Origin of the sequence: Paenibacillus sp. FSL H7-0357 (genome assembly GCF_000758525.1) — a bacterium.
Lineage (GTDB): Bacteria > Bacillota > Bacilli > Paenibacillales > Paenibacillaceae > Paenibacillus_AQ.
In genome coordinates this window covers 7,426,752-7,446,055 of record NZ_CP009241.1, presented here as the reverse complement: position 1 = coordinate 7,446,055, position 19,304 = coordinate 7,426,752, and the positions used below count along the sequence as shown (strand labels likewise).

The window sequence follows — 19,304 nt, the reverse complement described above, 5'->3', positions numbered from 1 at the left end:
TTAGGGGGACATAGAAAATGAATAAGGTGGATTCACTTGAGAATATTGTAGCGTTAATTCCGGTGCTCAAAGCAGCCGTTCCGGCGGACCTGTCTATCGCAATATGCGATCTGGAGAAATTTATTGCTTATTGGCCGGGGGAGGATATTAATCTGAATATTAAAGTAGGGCAATCTTTGCATCCGGAAGAGCCGCTGACTGTGGTCATTCAGAGCAATATCCCGCTGAGAGCCGAGGTGCCTGCGGAGTTTTACGGGTTTGAGTTCACGGGGACGGCTACGCCGCTTCATGACCGGGAGGGACAGGTCATCGGGGGGATAGCAGTGCAGCTGAGGCGTCAGAGTGAGCTGAGAAAGATATCGGATCAAATCTCAAGCTCGCTCACCCAGGCCGCCGCAAGGCTTGGTGAGGTAGCTGAAGGTTCCAATGAGCTGGCGGGTTTCACCCAAAAGCTGCTGGGGCTTGCACTCCGCACCGGGGAGCAGGTGAACGAAACTGATCAGGTGGTCTCCATTATCAAGAATGTTGCCAGCCAGACGAACCTGCTCGGCATTAATGCGGCTATCGAAGCCGCCCATGCCGGAGATAAAGGCAGAGGATTCGGTGTTGTCGCGGGTGAAATCCGCAAGCTGTCGAATGAAACCGTGAATTCTACCAAACGGATTCAAGACACATTGCTGTCGTTCAAAGAGGCAACATCGCAAATGGGAACTTCCATTGAACGCATTGCCTCAATTATTCAGGAGCAGGCGGAGTCCTCCGAGCAGATGTCCGCGTTTATTGATGAGATTCAGGGAATGTCTGAGAAGCTGAATGAGTTTGCCAAGAAACTGTAGGCTTTAGGGGGACAGCATCTTACATATGGCATAAGGAAGTGTTCGCATTCTCTAACCCATACAGGATTCTTTTCCCGCTCTCCTTGGCAATCCGCACCATTTCATCAGCGCCTTGAGAAGGCCCGCCGATCCGCAGGACGGCATCGCAATGGCTGAGCAGCCGCACGGAGGAAGGGTGGAACATTTCATTGAACACCTCGTCGCCGATGGCTGTTGAGCCTGCCGCCTCCATCAGCGGCAATGCGTACCACTCGCCCAGCACCGGCAGATGGCCGAGCCTGTACACCAGCAAGGCAGCTTCATTCATGGCTTGCAGATTAGCTGCAATTAATGCCGGATCGTCTCCGGTTCCCGAGCGATAGGGACCGGCAATGAGGATGTGCAGAGGTTTCGGCTCCTCCGGTTCGACCAGCCGGTGAAGCTTCGCATGCTGCAGCAAAAGAATGGTCTTGGCATCCCTGATCTCACCGCTCTCCACCAGCTCCATCGCTTTGTCAAACGGAAGCTCCAGCACTTCGATGTTCTCCTGTTCCTCATCCAGTCCGCCGCCCCGCCCTGTCTTCATCTCGTCGGAATATTCCGCGACGAATAAATGCAGCATCTCCGTTACCGAGCCCGGCGACATATACACTCCGCCGATACTGTGCACCTCCGACAGGCGGTAGCCGGTCTCCTCCTCGGCTTCGCGCTGGATGCATTCTTCCGGGCTGTCCTGATCCAGCAGTCCGGCGCAGGCTTCGATCAGCATGCCGGATGTATTACCGTTAATATAGGTAGGCAGACGGAATTGCCGGGTCAGGACAACCGTCTGCTTCTTGCGGTTGTAGAGCAGAATGGCTGCGCCGTTGCCACGGTCATAAGCCTCGCGCTGCTGCTCTTCCCAGGTCCCGTCGCCGCTCCGATAATCCAGGGTGTATTTCTTCAATGTATACCAGTTGTCAGATAGCAGGTCAATTTGCTTGATTCGCACGTTAGGGTTCATAGGTAAAGCCTCCTTTTTTTGTTGGATCCAGCCGCTACGTCATAGTTTGCGACATGTAAACACGCCCATATCCTTGGAAATGACCAGGCTTCCCTGGTCCGCCATCTTACGCTCTACAAAAGCCATAAATTGTTCCAGTGTCTCACCCTTCAGCACCTTGCCCGCATTCATGGGTGTAGAGGTCATATAGCTGATCAGCGGACCGGTTTCCGTCACAACAAGAGAATCAGGATAACGTTCAACCCGTGCAGCCGGGAACCAGGGCTGCAATAGCTCTGCGCCATTATCCAGGTTGAATTGTTCCAGTGTGTCATCCAGTACCCGGAGGGCTGGATCGAATTCGCGGGCGAGTTCTTCCATCTCCCGCAAGTGCCGGCTGCTCATCGTAGAGGCGAAGAAGCTTCCCCGTGGGCTAAGCACTCTGGAAATTTCCGTGAATGCCGGCGTCAATTGCTCCACATGGTACAGCATGTGATTGGCAATCACGATCTGAAATTCGTTATCCGCAAAAGGCATGGCCATTACATCGGCCTGGCGGAACTGAAATCTTCCAGCCGCCGCCCCAAGTGCGCTGCGCGCAGCTTCCAGCATCCCCGGGGAGGCATCAGCAAGCGTGATCTCCAAGCGGGGCGGAATCCGCTCCCGGTTTCGAACCCAAAGAGCCGCATCGCCGCAGCCGATATCCAGCACCCGCAAAGGACGGGTAGAGGATGAACGCAGTTCCTGCGTTGCCTCCAGCATGTATTCAAAGAACCAGTTGTGCCACCCTTGCGGATTTGTACTGAACTGATCATACAGCCGGGTTCGCGCCTGCAGCCGGGCGGCATTCTGATACTGCCGGCCCCAATCCCTTTCTGTGCGGATCATGTGGATGATCCGGGCCAGCTCTTCCCAGTCCGCTGCCTGCTCTTGTTGCTCCATATAGTCCATGGAGGCGTCGATGGCCTGGACCACGCTCTCCATATGATCTATTTTCTGGCGGATAAGCTGCTTCTGGAGCTGTAGAGCGCTGCGCAGATCACTCCCGCTGCCGATCTCCATCACGGTGCTCATTTCTTCCAGGGAAAGCCCAATGAATTTAAGCACCGAGAGCTTCTGGAGCCTGGCGATATCCTCCTCGTTATACAGGCGGGTATCTCCTTCGAAATGGGAGGGCTTCAGCAGTCCGATCCGGTCATAATACCGCAGCGCCCTGACGGTCACGCCGGTTATCCGGGAGATTTGTCCGGTGGTTAAGCCTTTGTGCATCCTGTCTATCACCTCAACTTTGCGGCTGAATAACAATCATTACTTCAAGTATAACGGGTGACGCAACGTCACCTGCAAGAGATAAATTCATTTGGAATGAAGAAAATGGCTGGAATGGTGCCACCCACAGTCTTGATTTAGCAGCTGTAAAGCTTCTGTAAAGGCGCTTTTTGTTGTATAAATTGTGCAATCTGAAAGGTTGTAGATAAACTTGGTGATACGTAGGCGCGTTGTCTTTCTGCTCGCGTTATGGTGAACACTGTGAGGAATACTGCACGAAAAGTAACCTTACATCCGCTACAAGTTGCTAAAGCGGAATGAGAGGTAAAGATGCACTTGAATTGGCCGTATGCGGGCCAGAGGATTAAATAATAATAGAGGTCCCGTTGCCGTTATCTCTCAAGTGAACCAGCTTATTCACCCGTTATATAGAATGAACTTGAAACTTGAAGGAAGAGAGCGGAGCGACGGAGGGGGATTTTGGAACTGTAGGAGCGATAGCGACCGCCTTTGTCTTCGGATTTCAACCGCAAACAGCGGTCATAATCAAGGAATCGGAAGACAACAGCGGCCGGAAGTCCAAATATTCACCGTAGTTGCGACTAACCCTTTACTCTAAACTTTTCAGTTCAATCTATATAGGGTGATCTTGTTCGCTTAGTGCTGCCAACGGCGAAAAGACAACACCCCCTCAAAGGGCGCAGTAAGGATCTAATTCATGCGCCTTGGAGGGGGTGTTAAATTGTTCTATAGAATTCTGCGGGCAGTCACAAACCGTTTTCTCCACTGGCCGTCAAAGGCTTCAACGTGAACATTCAGGTCTTTGGAATAGGTATGCAAAATCTGATTGTTTCCGGCATAGATGGCCACATGGCCGATATCGAGGCCGCGTGCGCTGAAGAACAGCAAATCACCTTTGCGCAAGGAGTCGATGCCGACTTTCTTGCCCTCTTTGGCCTGGTCGTAGGATACGCGCGGAAGCTCAATGGACAGGGTGTCCCCGAATAATCGCTTCACAAACGAAGAGCAGTCAAAGGTTTTCGTCTGATCCGGAGAAGCCCCGAATTCATACGGGGTGCCTAGATAGGTCTTTCCGTAGGATATCAGCGCATCGGCCTGCTTATCCAGCAGAGAAGCACTGGTATAATCGCTGTATTTCGGTTTCGCCGATATGTACCCTCTTTGGTTGTCTTCGGTCCGCACTTCCAGCCATAAAGCGTTAACCTCACGGATCACATGAACCTTCGCACCGCTAGGCAGCATTTCTGACTGGACGGAGCCGCTTTGGGCGTCCGGGGCACTCCGCAAGTTGACACCCCAGAGGATGGAGGTCTCATAGGTTATTGGAGAAAAGATCCGCACTGACTGGGTAACCGGCTCCCATGTTACGCTGCTTCCGAGTGCTTCGCTGACGAAGCGCAGTGGAATCAAAGTGTAGCCATCTGTAATTTGACCGGGAACATCCAGCTGGAGCGATTGCCCGTTCAACTGGGCGGTGGTATCCCCGATGCGGTAGGTTAGCTTCTTGTCACCCTTGGTGGCAGTAACGATCTTTGCCGTGTTATTCCAATTGAGCTTGGCCCCTTGTTCTTCGAACAGTCCGCGCATTGGAACCAGCACAGCGCCACGTAGGCTGACCGGCGGAACCTCGGCTTGGAGCTGCCTGTCGTCCAAATAGATGGAGATCTTCTTCGGCGTGATTTGCGTCTGGGTCACTGTGTCTGCATGAGCAGAAGCCGAGTAGAAGAGGGACAGGCCCAATAAAGAGAATAGTACAGTTTTGCTTTTCGTCATGTATTCATCACCTTACTGATAGATTTGATTCTATACAGTTGGACGATGACAAGCCGAAATGGTTTTGTGTTAAATGTTGGTAACGGAACTTCCGCTCAATAAAATACTTTCTCCTGCAGCAGATCGAGCGCGTGCTCGATCTCTTTGCGTTCCTCTGCTGTAACATGTGCGAGGCGGTCAGCAAACCGGACGGCGATGTGCTGGAAGGCCTCGTTCATCATGGTTTCGCCTTCAGGAGAGAGGGTGATGCCTTGCTTGCGCCGGTCGGCGGGATCGGTGATTTTGTGACATAGATGTTTTTCGCTTAATTTCTTCAGCTCACGGCTCGTGTTGGGCATGGACATATGCATGCATTCGCTGATTTCGCTGAGCGTGACGGGCTGGCTGACGGCAATGTATTCAAGAATTTTATACTGAACAGGCGTTAGCGCCTCGGATTTCACGTCTTTGGAAATATCGCTTGTTATTTGATGGACAGCGGTGGTGAAAGTCACGAATTTCTGGAATAAATTATTCTGGTCCATAGGATCACCTCTACATGACACCATAGCAAAATAATTATCAAAAAACAATTATCATTTGACAACTAAATTCGGGATATGTTACTCTTTTGTTATCAAATGATAAGTAAAGGGGCAGCGCATATGAACACACTGGTTATCTATACACATCCGAATCACAAGAGCCTCAGTTATGCTTTTTTGCAGGAAGTGATCCGGGGGAGCAAGGAGAATGGCAAGATCAAGGAAATTAAGGTGTTGGATTTATATGAGGAGGGTTTTGACCCGGTGCTGGTCTTTAATGAGCACAAACGCAGGAGGGATATGCATAGTGATCCGGCATTGGCGAAGTACAGGGAACAGCTGATCTGGGCGGACCAAATCGTGCTGGTCTACCCGATCTGGTGGGGACGGCCTCCGGCAATGTTAATGGGCTATATTGATCAGATGTTTGCTTCGGGATTTGCGTACAAGGATAAGGGCGGGCTTCTGCCGGAAGGGCTGCTGAAGGGGAAATCGGTGGTATGTGTATCCAGCATGAAAGGTCCGGCGCATTATCCGCTGCTGTGGCTGAATAATTCGCACAAAGCCCTGATGCGTAAAGCGCTGTTTAACTACGTGGGTATCCGCAAGGTGAAATTCTTCGAGTTCGGCAGCATGGAGAGCCCGCGGGGCAAGCACGCGAAGAAGCTTCAGCAGGTGTACCGCTATTTCAAAACGGTCAGTGCATAAGCGGCTCTCCGTTCTGAAAGATCACTCCCCGTGCCCGCCGGTCATTTGGCGGGCGCGGGAGCCGGGCGGTTAATCAATCGCCCGCAAACTCCAGTGATTGTCTGCGTCCTTCATGAAGTAGTAGAACGAATTAGGCTCTTTTATTTCACCGCTGTCTTTGACTTTTCCTCTAATTTCTACGATTACTCTTCCTTCTTTATCTTGATCAACGGTACCTATAGTATCAAAATAATAATCTCTCCCGAACAAATACATAAATGCATCCGCGGACTGACTGTCTTTGAACACGCTGCGGAAGGCCTCCTCCTTTTTATTAGCCAAGGCCTCCAATGTTGTATTCAATAGATTCTTAATCTCCTCGTTAAATAAGGGATCTTCGATCGAATCTAAATCTAGAAATACACCTGTAGTAAAATCCCCCTGACTGGGCTGAGGGGTAGTTGCGGGTTGATCAGTCGCTTGTGCGGTTGGTTGAGCCGTTGCCTGAGGGGATGCCGAAATCTCAGTTCCAGCGTTCACCGCTTGCGATGCAGCATTTGTGCCGGATTTATCACCACAAGATACCATAATTCCAATTGTTAAGATTCCAGCCAACGAATAAACAATCAGCTTGTTCATGAATAACCTCCTAAAAGTTTTGTGAGCATAACATCCTTGAATCGACTTTGTACAAAACTCACTTCGGAAGCATGAGCTTCAGTATTTATTTATACAGACGCTGTAAAAGCGGAGTAGTTCGCTTTTTTTTGAAAATAATAAAGGCGGGAAACAATATATTTGACATTTCGTCTACATGTAACTACAATAGTTACAGGATCAACGAAACCTCAACACAGCATGAAATACAATACGGCATTCAAATAAATATATCCAAATGGAGGAATTGACATGACAATCGCATTAACAGGAGCAACAGGACAATTTGGTTCTATCGTAGCAGAAACCTTGCTGAAATCCGTACCGGCTGAGAAGCTTGTAGCCAGTGTAAGAAACCCGGAGAAGGCTGAGAGCCTGCGGGCCCGTGGAGTCGACGTCCGTCATGGTGATTTCGATCAGCCGGAGACACTGGATGCGGCGTTTGCCGGTGTGGACCGTCTGCTGATCGTATCAGCAGACGGAGATAATGATACCCGGATCCGCCAGCACAAGGCAGCAGTTGATGCCGCTGTGCGGGCAGGTGTAGGCTACATCGTGTACACCAGCGTTGGCCATGCCGACAACAGTACCCTGTTCCTTGCTCCGGTGCACCGTGCAACGGAACAATTCATTATTGAGTCAGGCATTCCTTATGCCTTCCTGCGCAACAACTGGTATCTGGAGAATGAGATCGGCTCCATTCAGGCCGTTCAAGCCGGAGCCCCTTGGCTGACTTCGGCTGGCGAAGGCAAGGTTGGCTGGGCTACCCGCCGCGACTATGCAGAGGCAGCAGCCGTCGTTCTGGCTGGCGAAGGTACAGAGAACGCCGTGTACGAATTGTCCGGCAAGCCGGCAACCCAGGCAGAGCTGGCTGCAACAGTCGGCAGCGTGCTGGGCAAGGACGTTGCTGTGCAGCAGGTGGATGATGCCACCTACTCCAGCGTTATGGCCGGAGCGGGCGTGCCGGAAGCAGCGCTCCCGATTGTGGTCGCGATTCAAGCCGCGATCCGCGAAGGTGCTTTGGACATCGAGAGTGATGATTTCGGGAAGCTGCTGCAGCGTCCGCTCACGACGCTTAGCGAAGGCGTAAGTGAAATGTTGAACGGTGCGAAGGCGTAAGACCATTTAAGGGTTCAGAACGCCAGGGTAGTTTCTTGCCCGCCGTTCTAGAAAGTAAAGGCCAAGAGAGAAGAGAGTTTTTATTAAGAGCTCTTTTCTCTTTTATATTCTTTTTGAAAAAGGCAAAACAGCAATGATATCGAAGGTTGATTCATTTTTTAATATGCTCATGCTTCCTCCGTATTTATCGGCAACACTTCTAATGTTATCCAAACCGTATCCGTGTGTTTTGCAATCGTGCCTACAGGATTTGGATTCAACATGAGAAATTTCATAGGGATTGATCACTTGTACAATTAGAAAATTTTTTTTAGAGTGAATATTGATCTTAATCCACTTCGTTCTCTGTCTAACTCCCTCCACAGCTTCTATTGCGTTGTCTAGAATATTCCCCATGAGAATACACAGATCATACCGTTCAATGCTGATGTTATTCGGGACTGCATGAATTTGATGGGTGACATCAATTTTTCTATGTTTAGCGGTATTTAGGGTATAGCCAACAAGCGCATCAATGATTAAATTCCCAGTATTTATAAGGTGATATGAATTATGAACTGTTTGAAGAGTTTGGTTGATATGTATAACAGCATCTTGTGATGAGTTTTCAACAATGCATTTTTCGATGTATATTAATTGCTTGTTGACATCGTGAATTACGCTCTGGATATTCTTAAATGTATTCGTCATATGTTTTAAATTGTTATCTTGAGCTAGAAATTGTTCATTTAGCCGGTTGTTTATTTTAGACAGCTTAGTTGCTTTGGCAGCTAACTCAGAATAGTAAATGATAAATAAGCTAGTGGATGATATTGCTATCGTAGCGAAAAGATAGAGTGTGTTGTGTTTGTTGTTGATTAAAAGATAAGCTGCGACAAATGTATTATTGAGAAGGATCAGAATAAAGACGAAGTATTGTAATCTAGGCAACCCCTGCTTAGATTTTTTTTTGATTGTTGAGCTAAAAGTTATGAGGAGAAATAAAAATATCAATGACAGTGTGATAACTATTAAATGGGATTCATTCTCTGATAAATACAGATGTGAAAATTTCAAGAATAGAAAAAAAAGGCAACTTGATACAATATATGTTACGGCTATTAGAGATAGATACTTGAATGAATAGTATAGAGTCCTGAAAGTTTCTTCTCTATAAATAAAAGCAAATAGTAGGGTCCCGGAAACCGTCAAACAGGCGTGAAAAGTAATGGGAAGAATGAGTGAATTTGATATTGTATATAGAATGCTTCCTACAGATAGGCAAAATAATCGTATGATCGTGTTATTCCGAAGCGTCTGGAAATGTGTTGAAAAGTAACGTTTGGCTATAAAAATGGAAAATAAAGAAGCCCCCATATACCATATCGAAAGTTCTTTATACATTGTCTTTAAGACCCATAACCAAATTTCGTGCTAATGCTTCCTTGACGAGCTTGGATTTAGAACGGCTGAGAGGGAATTCAGAATCATTGATCATGATAACCGATGATGCTGTCAACTTACGGAGATGATCCAGATTAATAAGTACTGAACGGTGAACTTGCAGAAACGGAAATTCTAGCTTTGATTGGATCTCCGACAATATTCCTTTTGTGGTGTAATAATCTTTTGCCGTAGTAATGATCTCCATATAGTCTCGCCCAATTACCTTCTTACTTTTCTGTATTGCAATAATCTCTGAATATCTAAAAAAAAAGTCTTCCCCTTCAATTTTAATAGTTAAATACTTTTTGGATTGCGAATACAGGTAATTTAACAGTTTGAACATTTTGGATTCAAAAAACTCATAGAGAACTGGCTTTATTAAATATTGAAAGGGCTGGGTGTCAAGGCTGTCGAGTATATAAGCCGGATAACTTGTCAGGAAGATGATCTGCACATCAAAATCCGGGGAATTCCGTATTTCTTGGGCCAACTCAATGCCATTAATATCAGGCATTTCTATATCAAGGCATAAAACCTGAAATGTTGAGGGGGTATGTTCTTTGTATTTTCGAAGCAGTTCTTTGCCTGACGTGAAGTAATGTATTTGTATGTCAAATGAAGAGCAGACAGCAAGTCTTGCAAACATCTTTTGTAAACGGGCAATTTCACTAATATCATCATCACATACTGCAATGTTAATCAATTTATTATCCCTCCCTGCAAATGAATACGCAAAAATAAGGCAAGAAATAGTATACAATAATATTCTATTATTTTACATAAAATTTATTATAGAATTAAAGATTTTACATTCATTCCATTAAACGTTAACGCTTAAAAAATTTTAGCTAATATGCCACTCGGACTCTAATTATTGCAATTGGGACACTAAGTGATTGATTAACAAGTATTGGAAGTATAATTGAGCTGCTCATTGAAACAAGAGCTAATCGCAATAGGGAAAGGAGGCGAAAAGGATGCGGGAGATTGGAACGGAAGAAAGTATGGCTGGTTGCATAGCTTGTTATGCTTGTGTCGCTTGTATAGCTTGTTTGGCTTGCTTGGCTTGTATTATTCCTGTTCTGGGACAAGCTGCTACAGCTGCAGCCACATTGGAAATTGCCGGTTCAACTACAAGTGCCGGGGCAGTCGGTATCAATGTAGCAAACAGCTAGGACATACTTAAACGTAATTTTTATATCCATAATAGACGGTAGCTGACGAGGGAAGTAATTTGTTTACTTCCCTTAGTGCAAATTTTCACAAACGTTAAATTTCATATCTTGTTTCACGGGGAGTGTAGTTAATGAAAGGTTTGTTTTTAGAAAGTAAAGCAGGGAACAGGTATTTTTATGACGACACAACAGGCATTATTAATCCGATTACAGGTGACTCATGGACAAAAGAAGAGCATTTCAATAAATATCAATCAATAATACCTGTTCAGCAGAATCTAAGATCATACCCTGTAGATACCCGACAAGTGAAAGACTATTTATTCCGGCAAGCCAATGGTTTCAGACAATTGATACTAGAAAGCACCTCCAGTTGTAATCTGAGATGTAAATATTGCATATACTCAGACCACTATCAATACACTAAAGGGTATGAGAACACCCAGCTAACCTTTGAGGTTGGCAAAAAAGCAATAGATTTTTACTTTGAAAATTTCAAAACAATTCAGTATAGAAATCCAAACAGGAAACCTGTTATAGGGTTTTACGGCGGGGAACCCTTAATTAATATTAAAACAATTAGGGAAATTGTTGAATATACAAAGTCTACTTACACGCAATATGGAGAAATACTATTTAATGTAACGACGAATGGAGTGCTCTTTAATAAGGAAGTACAAAAATTTTTGGTCGAAAACGGATTTTCCATCATCGTAAGTTTAGATGGCAATAAGGAAAACCACGACAGAAATAGAGTGAAGCTTAACGGTAAAGGCAGTTTTGATGAAGTAATTACGAACATCCGTGAATTTAAAAAGGATTATAAGGATTATTCGAAATTTGGGATAAGCGCCTGTTATGACTTGAAGAGCAATCTCTTTGACTATGAGCAGTTTCTGGATGAGGAAGATCTGTTCATGGTTAAGCTTGCTCGGGTTGAAGCGGTTAATTCTACATACTATCAGCAGTTTTCCTCCTGTGATTTGAATGATTTCGATGATATGATGGCAGGCTTGCAGAACAAATTCTATAACTTGGCCAGCGAAAATAAGATTAAAAAGGACTCATTTTTGTATGCTCTAATCGGAATTAATTATTCTGAACTGGCATTTCACTCAGTTATTAATGAAAGACGTACAGAGTGCCTTCCATTTACATCAACTTGCGTTCCCGGGGAAAAAATATATGTGACTGCAGACGGGAAAATACACATGTGCGAAAAAATTAATGAGAAGCATTGGATTGGTAATGTTGATGACGGCTTGGACTATGGGAAAATCACTTCCATCATCAATGAATACAACAAGAACATTTGTGATCATTGTGAGGATTGCAATTTTACCCGGTTCTGCAGCATGTGCTTTGTACAGTGTGCAACGGATACAGCTTTTGTGAAATCCCCATCCTTATGTACTAACATTGAAAGATCTGTCCGGGAAAGGCTGACCCATTTTTTAAACATTCTGGAAGAGAGACCGGATATTTTTGAAGATATAACTGTTGACTATTTCAACACAATCTATGAGAAGGGAGGAGAACGAATTGAACTATAAATATTTTAATTTGTACCCTGAATGTTACTTGGAAGTAGGGGAGAAGAACTCAGTCATTCACAATCTATTGCAAGAAAGAATGGTAGTGCTGGATGAAGAGAGTACCCAGCTACTGTTGAAATGTGAAAAAAATGAATTGGTTAGCACCGATGAGAAACTGGTTAAGGAATTAAGCAATATGGGCTGGGGGTTTTTCTCAGATACCAAAATCTTTATAGATAAATTGAGAACGGTTAATGTTTTTAATCAAAAGAAGTTTTGGAAGGACACTCCGGTAATCAGCTCTGCAGTATTACAACTGACTAATCAGTGTAATCTTGACTGCAGTTTTTGTAGTAGCGCTTTTTGTCCAATGTGTATAAAATTAGAAAATAATACCAACGACATGAGGGTTGAGGATTGGTATAAACTCATTGACGAGCTTAACTTTTTTGGAGTAACGAATTTAGTGTTAACAGGGGGAGAACCGGCTATTTTTCCTCAGGTGGTTGACATTGTTAATTACGGATTGAATAAACAGATCAATATCACCATAAGTACCAATGGCCTGATTAAAATTAATGAACTGCCGCTGGAGACCCATTTATATATTAATCTGTTTGATTCAGCAGACCTTGGGCAAGTCACAACTAATTACGATTCATATGACAACGTCACTATTGCATTAATAGATATAGATTTTTTGCCGGTGGCCATCAAACAATCATGGAGGAGTGTGAGAACTTCCTTACAAAATCCGGTGATTAAAGAGAGCTCCATTATTAAAACGGGCATGAATAAATTTTTCATAAAGAAAATGAATGACTGGTGCTTAAGCGGCAGAGTAACCATTTGTCATAATGGGGATGTCATAAGCTGTTTAGGCAAACAAGATGAGGTGGTTGGAAATGTAAATAAAATGGGCATATCAAGCATATTAAAGATACTAGTAGAAGAATACTGGAATAAGCCGGTTTATACCAAGGATACATCTGGCAAGTGCATTCGATGTGAGTTTAAATACGCATGCAATGCATGCAATAAAGTAAATATCGAAAAAAGCTGCGAGTACAATTTGGAGGCTGGACTATGGAAGTCAAATTAATAGATGTTACAAAAAGGATAGGCGAACAAGAGATTATTAGCAAAATTAATCTTCACATTCATAAGGGGTCCGTATTCTCTATTGTAGGGCCAAATGGCGCCGGGAAAACAACGATTATTAGAATGATTTTGAATTTGTACAACACAACCGAGGGTAAAGTGCTGGTTAATAATGTTGATGTTTCTTCTAAGGAATATACTTCAGTCAGAAAAAAAATAGGTTTCCTGCTGGACAATATCGGCCTGTTTAAAGATCTGAGTTGTTGGGATAATCTGGAGTTCTTTGATCGCATTTACTACCCTTCGGCAAAATATCCGGAAAGATCAGAAAGAATAGGACGGCTGCTGAAAAAGGTTGACTTGTATGATAAAAGATCTGATAAGATTTCATTTTTCTCCAGGGGTATGAAACAAAGACTGGCTATTGCCCGTGCACTCATTAATGAACCGGAATTATTGATTTTAGACGAACCTAGTAGAGGGCTTGATGTAGAAGGCAGAATGCTCCTTAAGGAGTTTATCCAAGAGCTTACAGGCAAAGGATGTACCATTATTTTTAATTCACATGATCTTAACGAATTGCAGGAGGTATGCTCGCATGTGGCATTTCTCAAAAAGGGGAACATTCTTCATGTGAATACATACAACGAACTTGAGAAAGCATACTCAGACAACACATATGTTCTAAAATCAGAAGATAATAATCAACTGATAAACAAACTAAAGAGCCAGCCTTTTGTTCTATCCTGCAAATTGATAGAGGATGGGGTATTTGTTCAACTAAAGGATGAAGCAAATTATTTATCCCGATGGATTGTGAGTGATAATGTAGAAATTCTGGAAATGAAGAGAGTGAATAATGATCTGAAGCACTTGTACAATAAAATTATTAATGAGTAATTTGTATGGAGGCCTATGAGCATATATAAAACTATATTATGGCGAGAACTGAAAAAAGATAAATTAAGGATTAAGGCAAATTTGCTTTCTATATTCTTCATTATTCTTGGAAACTACGTTTTAATCAGATATAAAAGTGCTTTTCAAAATTATGATGTTTATTTGCTGCTGGCAATTTATTTTGTCTTTCAGATGGAAATGATCATTTCAGATATAAACCAAAGTATAGAGTCCTTGCTGGCATTGCCCATAAATGTTGAAGATGTGTGGCTTGGAAAAACAATATATTTAATTTGCAAGTGTATTGTAGTTTCAGTTGTTAATATTATGATTCTATTTGCAGCAGATGTATCTTTCAACATGAATTTCCTTGAGGTTGCGTGCTTATTAACCTGGGTTACTGCATATCATTTAATGTTATATAAATTGATATGGCATTTTGGGAAAAAATATAAATTTGCTGTGTTGTTGCTTGATTACCTTGTCTACTACATGATCTTAAGCCTTAATAAACAAGATTTTATTATTGCAGTGCTCGTCAGTTTTCTATTGATTATAGTAATGAACGGTGTTCTCAGAAGGAAAATAAGGAAAGAAAGAATCGTGAGAAGGAGCCTGTAATATGAGAGCGTTAATGTGGAAGAAATATAGCGAATTCCAAAGAAGCAAAGTCAGAGTGCTTGTATTTTTTATCCTACCAGTAGCTTACTTGTTTCTATTATTAATATTGAATATAAAAACAGAAAATGTAGTTGCATTTTATTCTCTGAGCGTAATTCTACTGCAAACCTTTGTATTTTTCTCAATTGAAGAACTTGTATCCACAGAAGTTATATTGGCGACTAACACCTCGATAAAAAAAATATGGTTGGTAAACCTTGTATGCACTACAGTAATTGGATTCATATATTCCAACATTATCTTATGGATAGCTGTTCTTAGCGGTCCTTTCCTATTCGATATAGACTTCAATATAACCAGTCAGGCGATACTGCAAAATGTTCTGAATATTGTAGTTGGAGCTTCTATAATAGGATTTTCTACGATTCATTTTGCGGATTACTCCAAACTTAAGCAAGTCTTGGCATCTGCAGCAGGTTTGTTGATTTATGCCAATCCTTTTCTGTTTTTATTTTATTATGGTAAAGGGATAGAGGTGTCTCTGCAAATTACAGCTGTATCATTTGTCTTGTCCCTATTCATTTTACTGATTTCTTATTGGATCGTTAATAACCCGAATAAAGAGAAATTAATTATCAATACACAGAAGCTACTTAAGACATTTGAGGATAGCAACACAATAGAGGAATAAAAAATGCTCAAACTCAGATCGCATCGCTATATTCCAAAGCGCCTGGTGGAGATGCTTGTCGAGGTATATGAAGAAAAGGAATTAAATTTGGTAATGGAGGATAGTTATAAAGAGAAAAAGCAGGCTCTATTGAACAGACGGAAGATCTCTCATTTGGATTTTCAGCAATTTGTGAATAGTACAACGGATTCGATATATACTCAATTTAATTACTTTTACCCAGTGAAATCATTCGCAAAGCGGAAAAGAATGAATGAGATAAAATATGATATCAAGCTGCATGATATTTTGTACATTGCGTTTACTAGTTTTAATGATGAGTCAGCAGCGGAGATTGGCAGCCTGCTTGATAAGTACGCTAAAATGAGTTATTTGATCCTGGATCTCAGAAATAACAGCGGTGGTAAATTAGGCGCTTGTCTAAAAATCGCCAGGCAGCTTCTTCCCAGATGTAGTATGTTGATCTTGAATTACAAGGAGAAGCAAGTAATACACCAAAAAATCAATAATGAATTTTATGATTTTAAAAAAATATTCATACTTGTAAACCCTCATACAGCAAGCTGTAGTGAAATATTGGCGTTGATGCTTGTCCAAAAACTGCACAACGTGCATTTAATTGGAGAGGGTACAGTGAAAAAGACAGTAACCCTGCATGCTGTAACCAATCTCAAGTATCACTATCATTTCTCGATAACGGATGCAAGATGGTATGTAGATCACTGTGATGTACACGACCTGCAGAGCAATATCATCCCTGTAGAAACGGACGGGTATATGAATCAGATATTGAAAATTATACAAGGAGATGATTGAAATGATTTATATGTGCCGGAATTGCGGCGTCAAGCTAACAAGATGTACAGCGACAAATACGGTTGGACAATTTTCTGCTATCAAAAAGCAGGATAGAGCATTTACAACTAAAAAAACCAGTGAACTTGTTCCCTATGTCTGTTCAACCTGTGGTTTGACGGAGTGGTATGTTAAGGAGCCATCTATCTTTAAAGAGTAGACAACCCGATGCATAGGTCCAGAGAATGGTCGAGACAGAGCGTCCGTTTGGCATGCGGACTGCTGCAGAGGATCTTCTGGCAGTCCTTGATGCCTTGCACCGCCCGTTCCAACGTGTTTCTGCTGGTAAAGGGATCAAAATGGAGGCACGGAGGTGCTTGACCGGGAGCCAGCGGACTATTGGCAAAGCAAGGGCAGGGCCCATTAGAAGAAGGTTCACCGATAAGAGAGGCTTCGCTTGCTTCTCCTGACATAGCTCATGATAAAGCGGTTCTTCGGGATGGCTTTTTTTGATATCCGGCCACAAGAAAACCGCCCCAGTAGGAGCGGTCATAACCGGAGGGCAGACTCTTTTTTGAATACAGGGCAGCAATGCCATGCCGCATACCTGCATAGTTAGTTAACTCAACAGTTCATCGAAATCTGGCCAAATAAGCTACCCTTCTTTTAGCAGGCTTGATTTGGATAATATGTGGCGGATTTGCAATTCTGCGAATGACGATTACAAGTGCAATGAACAAGGCAATCCCGGTAAAAACCATTACCCAGACGGGGTTAATCAGGCCCAGTAAATAATAAAGAACACGAACCCTAGCTTTCAAAATGCGACCTTCCTCAATAGGTTCAGTTTGAGCATTGATTGAAAGTTGAGTCATAACAGCCCCTACCCCCAGAATTATTAGCACATAAAATAAGGGCTTTAAGGAAGCTGTGACGCTTGTTAGCTGCTTTTTGTTAAATTTATATTCACTACCCATATGTATGTGTAATAACCTGATGAAATCTTCGCGAATGTCGGGATCCGTAATTACGATAAAGTCAGTCTCTGTTTTTCCGAAACTAGATCTAGTTACAATATTCGTAAACATTCCCTTTTTGTTCGAGGATACGGATTCAATATCCCCGATTGAAAATATTTTTCCATGACGGACTTCTGCCGGAAAATCCTCTCCTCTCGCAAGTGCTTGGACGACAAGTGCTTCATTCTCTTTTCCAATCTCTGAATAGATGTACTCCGGTGTCAAAATATGAAATTCTTCCGCATTGCTCTCGAACAGCTTGAAATCCTGGAAAAAATCGCTCATACCAACCTCCTAAATAATGTAATACATTATTTAATCGGAAGTTATTATAATAATTGTTAGTTTCTGTATCTGTGTATTCCTTCTCAAGGAACTATTTCATAGTAGTGGCTGCCTGCATATCCATCAGTATGATTATCGTGGCCTTTCCTTCCTCATCATAGACTGTTGAAACCATATGTATGCCTCTGAGCGCTTCCCCCGAGAGCGAATTCAACTCCTGTACAGAACTTTTCACAAGTTGACGTGTTTCTGTATCGTAGTAATAATCCATATAATTCTCAGCATTCTCTATCGCGTATTTCTCTCCATATAACTCTTTAATACCCGCATGGCTCATGCCAGCTTCAGCTCCCCGGGCAGTTCTATATACCCCTTGAGATTCTTTCCGCAGCGCTATGGATACGACCTTATCATCCCTGTAGATCACGCTCACTCCAGGATCATATGTATACGAATTCGGAATCCCTTTATTTCCGGTCCCCAGCACCTTCTCCGCATTCTTGCGGCTCATGCCGTAGCTGACGCGTTCCTTGCTGTTAACCGCCTTGTAGATGGCCATATCCTGCTTGGAGAAAGTATCCGGCTCCATGTTAACGGCCTCGGCATTGCCGCTGCTGCATCCTGCCAGTACAAGAAGTAGAAGAGCTGCTGTTAATAAGGTATAAGTTCTTTTGAGATTCAATTGTTTTCCTCCTATAGATTGAATTAAAGATTTCCCATTTTGGCGAGGACGTAACTGCTGAAATCGTACGAATCTCGATATGCACTCCAACGATTACATTCAGCCGTTTTTGTTACAGCCCGAAATAATTCTCCAGCAGTTCACGCACTGCCCCGCGAAGAGACGATTGATGCTCTGGATGAAGCAGCTCCTGGGGAACAAGGATATAGCTGCCGGAATTGCTTTTTAAATAGCTGTAGATGATTTGAGCTTCGTCAATTTTATGGCGGTTGACCGCTTCCGGCGGTTCCGGTGTCAATTGGGTGAAGGTCTCAGCAATAGCGGATTGGATGCCGGCCTGCAGCTGCGCCATATCCGGATGTCCGGTTTCCAGCTTGGCCCGGAAGAGAATGCGGCTGCCTTTAATCAGAATAAGCTTTAGAAGTTGTTCGTTCACCGGTTCCAGGACGACGATGTTCTGGTTCTCTGACGTGAAGCGGGTAACCTTCTCCTTCTGCAGCAGGGACTGGACAGCTCCGACATAGTCGCGATATTTGGCCGCCGCTTCGAAATCATATCTCTCCGCCGCCTCATCCATTCGCCGCTCCAGATCCTCAAGGATACCCGTGTCCTCTCCATTCAGCAGGGCGATGATCCGGTCGATAATGCCATTGTATTTCTCCAGCGCTTCTCCGCCTCCACACATCCCGATGCATAGGCCCAGAGAATGGTTGAGACAGAGCGTCCGTTGGGCATGCGGACTGCTGCAAAGGATCTTCTGACATTCCTTAATGCCTTGCACCGCCCGTTCCACCGTGCTTCTGCTGGTAAAGGGACCAAAGGATAGGCTGTTCTCAGCCTGTCCTGGATCATAGCCCACTTCGAGCTGCCGGTAGGCGGTATCATTGCGAATGGTGATATAGGTGTAGGCGAGCGGATTTTTCATTTTTTTATTGTACATCGGCTTAATTTCCTTAATGAGCTGGCACTCCAGCATAAAGGCTTCAAATTCCGTATCGGTCACCCTATATTCAAGATCCCTGATGTTGCTGACCAGCCGGTTTACCTTGGGCGAATGCCCCTTGGAATTGTAGAAGTAGGACTGCACCCTTTTCCTCAACTGCTTGGCTTTGCCGACATAGATGATATGGCCGAGGCTGTCCTTCATCAGATAGACTCCGGGCGATAAAGGGAGGGCTGCCACCTTTTCTGTTAGATTCATAGGCATGAAATCTCCTCCGCTGATTGC

The 19,304-nt window shown here is 43.8% G+C and carries 22 protein-coding genes; 11 read left to right on the top strand and 11 right to left on the bottom strand.

Features of this window, described 5'->3' with window-relative positions; all coding sequences use genetic code 11:
- Positions 1-17: 17 nt before the first annotated feature.
- Complete coding sequence (locus H70357_RS32880) at positions 18-836, top strand: methyl-accepting chemotaxis protein (protein ID WP_038597933.1); 819 nt, start codon at positions 18-20, stop codon at positions 834-836.
- A 19-nt stretch (positions 837-855) separates the two neighbouring features.
- Here H70357_RS32880 and nudK read toward each other — a convergent pair whose 3' ends face one another.
- Both nudK and H70357_RS32870 read right to left on the bottom strand, forming a co-directional pair.
- Entirely contained in the window at positions 856-1,818 is a 963-nt protein-coding gene (gene nudK / locus H70357_RS32875; protein ID WP_038597931.1) for a GDP-mannose pyrophosphatase NudK, read from the bottom strand.
- Positions 1,819-1,857: 39 nt separating this feature from the next.
- A complete protein-coding gene (locus H70357_RS32870; RefSeq protein WP_038597929.1) occupies positions 1,858-3,066 on the bottom strand; it encodes a MerR family transcriptional regulator in 1,209 nt (402 codons plus the stop codon).
- 446 nt (positions 3,067-3,512) lie between these two features.
- Between H70357_RS32870 and H70357_RS36170 the strand changes: the two genes are divergently transcribed.
- The gene (locus H70357_RS36170) at positions 3,513-3,662 is read left to right on the top strand and encodes a hypothetical protein (protein WP_156130976.1); all 150 of its coding nucleotides are present in this window, start codon (positions 3,513-3,515) and stop codon (positions 3,660-3,662) included.
- A gap of 151 nt (positions 3,663-3,813) precedes the next feature.
- Here H70357_RS36170 and H70357_RS32865 read toward each other — a convergent pair whose 3' ends face one another.
- Together H70357_RS32865 and H70357_RS32860 are read right to left on the bottom strand one after the other, a co-directional pair.
- Positions 3,814-4,860, bottom strand: a complete 1,047-nt coding sequence (locus H70357_RS32865; RefSeq protein ID WP_038597927.1) for a stalk domain-containing protein — start codon at positions 4,858-4,860, stop codon at positions 3,814-3,816.
- Between the two features lie 95 nt (positions 4,861-4,955).
- Positions 4,956-5,384 (bottom strand): MarR family winged helix-turn-helix transcriptional regulator, encoded by a 429-nt coding sequence (locus H70357_RS32860; protein WP_038597925.1) that lies wholly within the window; start codon positions 5,382-5,384, stop codon positions 4,956-4,958.
- 120 nt (positions 5,385-5,504) lie between these two features.
- On the opposite strand from H70357_RS32860, the gene H70357_RS32855 reads away from it, so the two are divergent.
- Complete coding sequence (locus H70357_RS32855; RefSeq protein WP_038597923.1) at positions 5,505-6,092, top strand: NAD(P)H-dependent oxidoreductase; 588 nt, start codon at positions 5,505-5,507, stop codon at positions 6,090-6,092.
- A gap of 69 nt (positions 6,093-6,161) precedes the next feature.
- Here H70357_RS32855 and H70357_RS32850 read toward each other — a convergent pair whose 3' ends face one another.
- Positions 6,162-6,710, bottom strand: a complete 549-nt coding sequence (locus H70357_RS32850) for a hypothetical protein (protein ID WP_038597921.1) — start codon at positions 6,708-6,710, stop codon at positions 6,162-6,164.
- 270 nt (positions 6,711-6,980) lie between these two features.
- Here H70357_RS32850 and H70357_RS32845 point away from each other — a divergent pair, with 270 nt between their 5' ends.
- Positions 6,981-7,847: an SDR family oxidoreductase gene (locus H70357_RS32845; RefSeq protein ID WP_038597919.1), complete on the top strand. Its 867-nt coding sequence runs from the start codon at positions 6,981-6,983 to the stop codon at positions 7,845-7,847.
- Positions 7,848-7,949: 102 nt separating this feature from the next.
- Here H70357_RS32845 and H70357_RS36415 read toward each other — a convergent pair whose 3' ends face one another.
- Positions 7,950-8,777: a sensor histidine kinase gene (locus tag H70357_RS36415; RefSeq protein ID WP_197073637.1), complete on the bottom strand. Its 828-nt coding sequence runs from the start codon at positions 8,775-8,777 to the stop codon at positions 7,950-7,952.
- Between the two features lie 445 nt (positions 8,778-9,222).
- Positions 9,223-9,975 (bottom strand): LytR/AlgR family response regulator transcription factor, encoded by a 753-nt coding sequence (locus H70357_RS32835; protein ID WP_038597916.1) that lies wholly within the window; start codon positions 9,973-9,975, stop codon positions 9,223-9,225.
- A 274-nt stretch (positions 9,976-10,249) separates the two neighbouring features.
- On the opposite strand from H70357_RS32835, the gene H70357_RS32830 reads away from it, so the two are divergent.
- The 7 genes from H70357_RS32830 to H70357_RS32800 all read left to right on the top strand — a co-directional run bounded on the left by H70357_RS32830 (position 10,250) and on the right by H70357_RS32800 (position 16,111).
- Positions 10,250-10,447 carry a hypothetical protein gene (locus tag H70357_RS32830; RefSeq protein WP_038597914.1) on the top strand — a complete coding sequence of 66 codons (198 nt, stop codon included), beginning with the start codon at positions 10,250-10,252 and terminating at the stop codon, positions 10,445-10,447.
- 131 nt (positions 10,448-10,578) lie between these two features.
- Positions 10,579-12,000 carry a radical SAM protein gene (locus H70357_RS32825; protein ID WP_038597912.1) on the top strand — a complete coding sequence of 474 codons (1,422 nt, stop codon included), beginning with the start codon at positions 10,579-10,581 and terminating at the stop codon, positions 11,998-12,000.
- Entirely contained in the window at positions 11,990-13,084 is a 1,095-nt protein-coding gene (locus H70357_RS32820; protein ID WP_038597909.1) for a radical SAM protein, read from the top strand. The genes H70357_RS32825 and H70357_RS32820 overlap by 11 nt, the downstream gene beginning before the upstream one ends.
- Positions 13,069-13,983: an ABC transporter ATP-binding protein gene (locus H70357_RS32815; protein ID WP_052092383.1), complete on the top strand. Its 915-nt coding sequence runs from the start codon at positions 13,069-13,071 to the stop codon at positions 13,981-13,983. Before H70357_RS32820 ends, H70357_RS32815 begins: the two co-directional genes overlap by 16 nt.
- A 15-nt stretch (positions 13,984-13,998) precedes the next feature.
- Positions 13,999-14,604: a hypothetical protein gene (locus H70357_RS32810; RefSeq protein WP_038597907.1), complete on the top strand. Its 606-nt coding sequence runs from the start codon at positions 13,999-14,001 to the stop codon at positions 14,602-14,604.
- A gap of 1 nt (position 14,605) precedes the next feature.
- The gene (locus H70357_RS32805) at positions 14,606-15,295 is read left to right on the top strand and encodes a hypothetical protein (RefSeq protein WP_038597905.1); all 690 of its coding nucleotides are present in this window, start codon (positions 14,606-14,608) and stop codon (positions 15,293-15,295) included.
- A gap of 3 nt (positions 15,296-15,298) precedes the next feature.
- Positions 15,299-16,111, top strand: coding sequence for a S41 family peptidase (locus H70357_RS32800; RefSeq protein ID WP_038597904.1), 813 nt, complete (start codon positions 15,299-15,301; stop codon positions 16,109-16,111).
- A gap of 188 nt (positions 16,112-16,299) precedes the next feature.
- Here the strand turns inward: H70357_RS32800 and H70357_RS36940 are convergent, their stop codons facing one another.
- The 4 genes from H70357_RS36940 to H70357_RS32780 all read right to left on the bottom strand — a co-directional run bounded on the left by H70357_RS36940 (position 16,300) and on the right by H70357_RS32780 (position 19,277).
- Positions 16,300-16,422 carry a hypothetical protein gene (locus H70357_RS36940; protein WP_269322456.1) on the bottom strand — a complete coding sequence of 41 codons (123 nt, stop codon included), beginning with the start codon at positions 16,420-16,422 and terminating at the stop codon, positions 16,300-16,302.
- A gap of 300 nt (positions 16,423-16,722) precedes the next feature.
- Entirely contained in the window at positions 16,723-17,394 is a 672-nt protein-coding gene (locus H70357_RS32790; protein WP_038597900.1) for a hypothetical protein, read from the bottom strand.
- A gap of 91 nt (positions 17,395-17,485) precedes the next feature.
- Entirely contained in the window at positions 17,486-18,076 is a 591-nt protein-coding gene (locus H70357_RS32785) for a hypothetical protein (protein ID WP_038597898.1), read from the bottom strand.
- 112 nt (positions 18,077-18,188) lie between these two features.
- Positions 18,189-19,277 (bottom strand): UvrB/UvrC motif-containing protein, encoded by a 1,089-nt coding sequence (locus H70357_RS32780; RefSeq protein ID WP_038597896.1) that lies wholly within the window; start codon positions 19,275-19,277, stop codon positions 18,189-18,191.
- Between the last annotated feature and the right edge of the window lie 27 nt (positions 19,278-19,304).

Bases quoted from the DNA above. Each gene is read 5' to 3' on its own strand.
- H70357_RS32870 (WP_038597929.1), bottom strand. From the start codon at position 3,066: ATGCACAAAGGCTTAACCACCGGACAAATCTCCCGGATAACCGGCGTG.
- H70357_RS32855 (WP_038597923.1), top strand. From the start codon at position 5,505: ATGAACACACTGGTTATCTATACACATCCGAATCACAAGAGCCTCAGT.
- H70357_RS32845 (WP_038597919.1), top strand. From the start codon at position 6,981: ATGACAATCGCATTAACAGGAGCAACAGGACAATTTGGTTCTATCGTA.
- H70357_RS32780 (WP_038597896.1), bottom strand. From the start codon at position 19,277: ATGAATCTAACAGAAAAGGTGGCAGCCCTCCCTTTATCGCCCGGAGTC.
- H70357_RS32805 (WP_038597905.1), top strand. From the start codon at position 14,606: ATGAGAGCGTTAATGTGGAAGAAATATAGCGAATTCCAAAGAAGCAAA.
- H70357_RS32815 (WP_052092383.1), top strand. From the start codon at position 13,069: ATGGAAGTCAAATTAATAGATGTTACAAAAAGGATAGGCGAACAAGAG.
- H70357_RS32800 (WP_038597904.1), top strand. From the start codon at position 15,299: ATGCTCAAACTCAGATCGCATCGCTATATTCCAAAGCGCCTGGTGGAG.
- H70357_RS32830 (WP_038597914.1), top strand. From the start codon at position 10,250: ATGCGGGAGATTGGAACGGAAGAAAGTATGGCTGGTTGCATAGCTTGT.
- H70357_RS32825 (WP_038597912.1), top strand. From the start codon at position 10,579: ATGAAAGGTTTGTTTTTAGAAAGTAAAGCAGGGAACAGGTATTTTTAT.
- H70357_RS32860 (WP_038597925.1), bottom strand. From the start codon at position 5,384: ATGGACCAGAATAATTTATTCCAGAAATTCGTGACTTTCACCACCGCT.
- H70357_RS32850 (WP_038597921.1), bottom strand. From the start codon at position 6,710: ATGAACAAGCTGATTGTTTATTCGTTGGCTGGAATCTTAACAATTGGA.
- H70357_RS32865 (WP_038597927.1), bottom strand. From the start codon at position 4,860: ATGACGAAAAGCAAAACTGTACTATTCTCTTTATTGGGCCTGTCCCTC.
- nudK (WP_038597931.1), bottom strand. From the start codon at position 1,818: ATGAACCCTAACGTGCGAATCAAGCAAATTGACCTGCTATCTGACAAC.
- H70357_RS32790 (WP_038597900.1), bottom strand. From the start codon at position 17,394: ATGAGCGATTTTTTCCAGGATTTCAAGCTGTTCGAGAGCAATGCGGAA.
- H70357_RS32810 (WP_038597907.1), top strand. From the start codon at position 13,999: ATGAGCATATATAAAACTATATTATGGCGAGAACTGAAAAAAGATAAA.
- H70357_RS32880 (WP_038597933.1), top strand. From the start codon at position 18: ATGAATAAGGTGGATTCACTTGAGAATATTGTAGCGTTAATTCCGGTG.